This is a genomic window from Comamonas sp. SCN 65-56, assembly GCF_001724135.1.
GTDB lineage: Bacteria > Pseudomonadota > Gammaproteobacteria > Burkholderiales > Burkholderiaceae_C > Comamonas_C.
The window spans coordinates 1-5,648 of record NZ_MEDS01000049.1 but is presented as its reverse complement, the minus strand read 5'-3'; the positions used below and the strand labels follow the sequence as shown (position 1 = coordinate 5,648).

Annotated in this window: 5 protein-coding genes; 4 read left to right on the top strand and 1 reads right to left on the bottom strand. The window is 66.8% G+C overall.

All coding sequences use genetic code 11. The annotated features are described in order from the left end of the window. The 4 genes from ABS45_RS17535 to ABS45_RS17520 form a co-directional block, all read left to right on the top strand. A partial coding sequence (locus ABS45_RS17535) for an MFS transporter (protein ID WP_291558271.1) occupies positions 1-1,101 on the top strand: 1,101 nt, incomplete at its 5' end. A 154-nt stretch (positions 1,102-1,255) separates the two neighbouring features. Beyond that, the gene (gene cfa / locus ABS45_RS17530; protein WP_366246646.1) at positions 1,256-2,296 is read left to right on the top strand and encodes a cyclopropane fatty acyl phospholipid synthase; all 1,041 of its coding nucleotides are present in this window, start codon (positions 1,256-1,258) and stop codon (positions 2,294-2,296) included. 12 nt (positions 2,297-2,308) lie between these two features. Continuing rightward, entirely contained in the window at positions 2,309-2,956 is a 648-nt protein-coding gene (locus tag ABS45_RS17525) for a DUF6629 family protein (protein WP_291558268.1), read from the top strand. Between the two features lie 299 nt (positions 2,957-3,255). Further along, positions 3,256-4,311, top strand: coding sequence for a type II glyceraldehyde-3-phosphate dehydrogenase (locus ABS45_RS17520; RefSeq protein WP_291558265.1), 1,056 nt, complete (start codon positions 3,256-3,258; stop codon positions 4,309-4,311). Positions 4,312-4,751: 440 nt separating this feature from the next. Here ABS45_RS17520 and ABS45_RS17515 read toward each other — a convergent pair. Beyond that, a partial coding sequence (locus ABS45_RS17515; RefSeq protein WP_291558262.1) for a phospholipase D-like domain-containing protein occupies positions 4,752-5,648 on the bottom strand: 897 nt, incomplete at its 5' end.

The following is a 5,648-nucleotide window of genomic DNA, read 5'->3' as shown; positions in this document are numbered from 1 at the left end:
GCGCTCGCCTACGGCGTGGTGCTGCCGGTCCTGCCCACGGTGGTGGCTTCGTCGCCTTCGCCGGCGCGCGCGATCGCCGAGTTGATGGCGGTCTACAGCGCCGCCATGGTGGTGACGGCACCGATCTGGGTACGGGTCTGTCGCCAACTTCCGGCACACCTGCTCGTGCGCCTCAGCCTGCTTGGCCAGGCCGCGGCGATGATCATGCTCCTCTGGTCTTCGGAAACGACGATGCTGCTCATCTTCGCAGGCGCCGCGCTCCCCGCCCTGCAAACCGCCGCTTCGCGCGCCGCTGGCAGTGAGGGCGACCGCTCGCAGCGCCTGTCGGACCTGACCCGAGTCGCGCTGGTCGGCGGCCTGTTCGGCCCGGGCGTGGGAGGCGTCGTGGCGCCCGACGACAGCCTGGTCGGCCCGGTCCTCATCGGCTTCGCCGTGCTCGTGCTTGCAGCCGCAGCGCAGCGGCCTGCGCCCGAGTCCTCCACCATCGTCGTGGCCGGCAGGGGTTCGCCCACGCGCCATCGCGACGTCGCCGTGTTGGTGCTGCTGGCCGCGCTGGCGGCTGCGGCAATGAGCGTCTACGAGGTGGGGCTCGCGACGCAGGGGCGCCTGGTGGATGGCCTTTCGGCACGGGCGATCGGCTTCATGTTCACCGGCTGCGGGGTGGTGATGCTGCTGAGCCAGTCGCTCGTGTTCCGACCGCGCCACGACCCGTTGCGCGCATTCGCCTGGGTGGTGCCCTCGTTCGTCGCCACCGCTGCCGGCCTCGCGTTGCTCGCCTGGCTCGGGGGGCGATGGCCGAGTGCGCTCGGCCTGATCCTCGTGGCGGCAGGTGGCGGCGTGCTGCAGCCGGCGCTCGTCTACTGGACCTCCCGCGCCGCGGGGGCCGCCGAGGCCACCAGTCTGGGGTGGCGCGCTTCGTTCACGAGTGCCGGCCAGGCGCTTGGCAGTCTTGCCGGCGGTTTCGCATTCGCCGCCACCCTTGCCGGAAAGATGGTGCTGTCCACCCTCCTCTTGACCCTGCTTGCCGCGGCCATGCTCGCGCTCGCACGACGCCGCGCACCGGCCGGGCTTCCACTTTCCGTATCGACTCAGGAGCGATGACCGTGTCCCAGACCACTCTCCCTGCTGCCGACCGCGCTGCGCCGCCCGGTAACGTCCCCCAAGCTACGCCGCCGACGCGCCGGCCGGTCCCTGGCCAAGCGGCCGTCGCCACTGTCCTTGCACGCGCCGACGTGCTTGTCGACGGGCCGCGCTCCTGGGACATGCGCGTGCACGATCCCGGGGTGTTTCCCCGCCTGCTGCGGAACGGCTCGCTCGCACTCGGCGAAACCTACATGGATGGTGCCTGGGACTGCGAGGCGCTGGACCAGATCTCACGCGCCTGCTGCGTGCGCGGCTGGATGAAGCCGTCATCGGCTGGGCCGACCGCTGGGACGCCCTGCGTGCGCGGCTGTTCAACCGCCAGCGGGGCCGGCGCGCCTTCAAGGTCGGCGAGCGCCACTACGACCTGGGCAACGATCTCTACCGCGCCATGCTCGGGGCGCGCCTAATCTACAGCTGCGCGTACTGGAGCGAGGCGGCCGACCTCGACGCCGCGCAGGTCGCCAAGCTCGACCTGATCGCGCGCAAGCTGCAGCTCGCGCCGGGCATGCGTGTGCTCGATATCGGCTGCGGCTGGGGCGAGGCCCTGCGCCACTTCGCCGAGCACTACGGCGTGAGCGGCGTGGGCCTGACCATCTCCAGGGAGCAAGCGGACTTCGCGCGCGAGCGTTGTGCCGGGTTTCCCGTCGAGATCCGCGTGCAGGACTACCACGATGTGCGCGGCGAGTTCGACCGGGTGTTTTCCGTCGGCATGTTCGAGCACGTCGGCGTGCGCAACTACCGCGCCTACTTCGAGACAGTGCATCGCTGCCTGCGGCCGCACGGCCTCACGCTGCTGCACACCATCGGCACCAACCGCTCGACCAACCACACCGACCCCTGGATCGAGCGCTACATTTTCCCCAATTCGATGCTGCCCTCGGCGGCGCAGATCACCGCCGCCAGCGAGGGTCTGTTCGTGCACGAGGATTGGCACAACTTCGGTGCCGACTACGACCGGACGCTGCAAGCCTGGCGTGGCAACATCGAAGGTGCGTGGTCCCGGCTGCCGGCCCGCTACGATGAACGTTTCCGCCGCATGTGGCGCTATTACCTACACGCCAGCATGGCCGCATTTCGCAGCCGCAACGCGCAACTCTGGCAGCTTGTCCTTTCCCGCGACGGCGTGCCGGGCGGCTACGTCGCGCCCCGCTGACAGGAGGTCGCCATGTGCTTTTCCGCCACCGCAAGCTTTACCGCCAGCGTCGCACTCACCGGCATCGGCGTGCTTGCGCTGCGCGCCGCGCACACGCCCGGCGAGCGCATGTTCGCCTTGATCCCGCTCCTGTTCGCCGCGCAGCAGGCGACGGAGGGCCTCGTATGGATGAGCTACCCGTGGGATGCACCGACCTTGCGCGCCTGGGCAACGCAGGTCTATTCGGTCTTCTCCCACCTGGTCTGGCCCGTCTTCATCCCATGGGCGGTGCGTGCACTCGAGCCCGTGCCATGGAGACGGCGCGTGTTGGTCCTGCTCGGTGTCGCCGGCCTCGCGAGCGCCCTGTTCCTCCTCTTCGGCATGGTCGTCACGCCGATCGAGGTGGTCCCGACCGGAGGCCACCTCGCGTATCGATCGCCGCATTTCTTCCTGCCGATATCGCTGACGCTGTATCTCGCCGCGACGACGGTGGGGCTGGGCATGTCGAGCCAGCCGGTGATCCGCTGGTTCGGCGTGCTGGCACTGGCATCGGCGGGCTTCACCTACCTGGTTTATGCGCGCTGGTTCATCTCGGTCTGGTGCTTCTATGCCGCCGTGCTCAGCGTCATGGTCTACATCGAGCTCGCGTCGCGCCGAACCGCAGCTCGCCCTGCACCCTGACCTTCTTGCACTTCATGATTCCCGCGCTGGCCCGCAGGCACACGAGAGATTCTGGCTGCCGCCAGCCCGGCTTTCATGGGGGTCTTATCTTGTCCTTCCCGTTGTCTCACGGCGCGCCTGCGCCACTTGGCACATGGCGTAGACCGGAGGTCTGATAGAGTGAGCGCCATTCGAGGATCTTCATCAAGCCTGGTGTCCAAGCGACAGCAGCTGACCCGCTACGTGGAATACTCGGCCCGCGTTCCTGAGACAACCGGCGACACTGACAGCCGAGCGAACTCCGCTGTGAGGAGAAGACGATGAGCCAAGCGAAGAAGTGCAGAGTCGCCGTCAACGGCTACGGCGTGATCGGAAAGCGTGTCGCCGAAGCCGTGGCCAGGCAGGACGATATGGAGCTCGCAGGAGTGGCGGATATCAGTACCGACTGGCGTCCGCGCGTGGCGCTGCAGAAGGGCTTTCGCCTGTTCGGGGCCACCGGGGAACATACGCAGGCGATGCGGGAGTCAGGCCTCGAAGTCGTGGGAAATCTGGAAGATCTGCTCGGGGTGAGCGATCTGGTGGTTGACTGCACGCCGAAGCGAATCGCGGCGCTGAACGTTGACATCTATCGACAAAGGGGCATCAAGTTCATCGTCCAGGGTGGCGAAAAGCACGAGGTGACCGGACACTCCTTCGTCGCCGAGGCCAGCTATTCGAGCGCATTGAACCGGGAAAGCACGCGAGTCGTCTCCTGCAACACCACCTCGATCGTCAGAACACTTACTGCATTGAAGCACGCGGGTCTGCTGCGCCGCGCGCGCGGGACGCTGCTGCGCCGCGCCACGGATCCGTGGGAAAGCCATCTCGGCGGCATTATGAACACCCTCGTCCCCGAGCCTGAAATTCCCAGCCATCAGGGGCCGGACGCGCAGTGCGTCGACCCCGCTTTGGATGTCATCACGATGGCGGTCAAAGTGCCGGAGACCTTGGCGCATCTGCATTACTGGTCGGTGCAGTTGACGCGACCGGCCCCCACTGAAGAGGTGCTCGACGCCTTTGCCGCATCGTCCCGGATCGCGCTGATACGCACGGATGCCGGATTGTCGGCTCTCAATACGGTCAAGGAGCTCATGGCCGATCTCGGCCGGCCGCATGACAATCTCTATGAAGTGGCTCTGTGGTCGGACATGTTGAAAGTCGAAGGGGACGAGCTGTTCTACGCTTACATGGTCGACAATCAGGCGATCGTCATTCCAGAGACGATCGACGCCGTCCGGGCGTTGACCGGAACGATGAGCAACGCTAAAGAATCGATCGCCAAAACCGATGCAACACTCGGGATCGGCTTGCTGACCCAAATCGCCGGGCGACGATGATTGCAAAAATATTCGGCGCCCACCTCGGGCTTCAAGCGCGTCCGATCCGGGCGCAACAACGGCTCTGCGATCGATGAACCTTCCAGACCCCGCGTCCTCGAGTCCAGGTCAGGCGATATGTTCGCCAATTTCACGGGACGACCGGGTCCACTTCCGCCAGAAAGTTCGCCCGGCGCGTCCACTTTCGCTTGCCCAGTCACTCGGCACCACCGAAGGCCAGCTGCATTCATCGTCTGCCCCCTGAGGTCGCGCAATGCTGGCCTGGACGTGGGTCAAGCGCTCACGGGCTTCAGGCAGTGTCAGCGATGACGACGCAATGCCAGCGGGCCGGTTGCGCGACGACACTGGAACGACGGGCAGCCGCGACACAACGGATTCGACGGGGCGCCGCCCCGGCCAAGTCCGCCCCTGCGGTCTTGGCGCACCCACTCCGGGTGTCGTCAGAGCCAGCGGCGTGCCCACCAACCGATCAGTTGGGTAACCGGCGAGTGCCATGGCCTGCGCCGCGACCAGTCTTCGGTGACTTCGGCAGCGTCGTCCAGGTCCAGTAGAAACTGGCCGGCAAGCTGTCCATTCAGCGCCGGTCCGTGTTCGAACAGATTGAGCTCATCGTTGACGAAGAAGCTGCGGTAATCGAAGTTCGCCGTACCCACCGTCGCCCAGTCGTCATCCACCAAAACCGTCTTGGCATGGAGGACGCGGGACTGGTACTCCCAGATCCGTACGCCCGCCGCTCGCAAGCTGCCATAGGCGGCGCGCGCGGCCCACTGGGTGATGGGAACGTCGCTCTTGCCCGGCACCAGCAAGCGCACGTCCAGGCCTCGCCTGGCAGCGTCGCGCAGCGCCGCTTGGCTGTGCTGGTCGGGGACGAAGTAGGGAGTGGTCAGCCAGATCCGGTGACGCGCTGCACGGAACGCATCGGTGAATTCGCAGTGCAATACGTGCCGGCAGCGGCGGTTGCTGTTGGGCACCAGCTGCCGGCCGGAGTGCGTTACCGGTGGCCAGGGCGCGCGCGGGTAGGCATCGAAGTGGCGGATGGCATCCTGCACGAGTTCACACTCGAACCGCAGGTGGGTGTCGCGCCACCGGCCGGGGCCGACGGCGGCGGCCGAACTGTCCCGATGAATGTTGAAGCCGCCCAGATAGGCGGCCGTGTCGTCCACGACCAGCAGTTTGCGGTGGTTGCGCCGATGGTACGCCAACGGCCGCCTCCACGACCAGGGGCGGCTCCAGTGCAGTTGGACCCCGGCGGAGCGCAACGCGGCCAGCCGCGCACTGGAAAGCATGCCCCAGGAGCCGACGGCATCGATGCGCAATCGGACCAGTATTCCGCGCGC